We start from the raw sequence: 371 nt of genomic DNA, 5'->3' as shown, positions 1-371 counted from the left end.
TAACAAGGCTTGTGATTTAAACCGCCCCTCCCAAAAACGGCCTGTGCAACCATCCTCCTTATTGGCTTTACGTGCTATATCTTCGTTAAGCGTTCGCATAAACCAGCTGATATCCGCTAGGCGTTTTCTGTATTCATCTATCAACTCTGACAGTAAGCATCGCTCTGAAGTGGTTAGCGACTCGCCATTGACAAACTTATGGGTCAGCCAAGTCCCTTTAAATTGTTTATGCCAACGAATAAGAATGGCTTTATCGTTTAGTCGTTTTGCCTTTTTATCATCTACATACAAAACAGTATGCGTATGGTTACTCATCACCGCATAAGCACATACATCAATACAGAACACCCTGGCTAGTTGCAACAACTTCT

Annotated in this window: 1 pseudogene; it reads right to left on the bottom strand. The window is 42.3% G+C overall.

The annotated features are described in order from the left end of the window. Positions 1-371, bottom strand: a pseudogene (locus N473_RS26585) (transposase); the annotation flags it as partial.

This window comes from Pseudoalteromonas luteoviolacea CPMOR-1 (assembly GCF_001625685.1).
Lineage (GTDB): Bacteria > Pseudomonadota > Gammaproteobacteria > Enterobacterales > Alteromonadaceae > Pseudoalteromonas > Pseudoalteromonas luteoviolacea_K.
The sequence above is the reverse complement of the archived record's forward strand: the minus strand, read 5'-3'. Positions and strand labels throughout refer to the sequence as shown.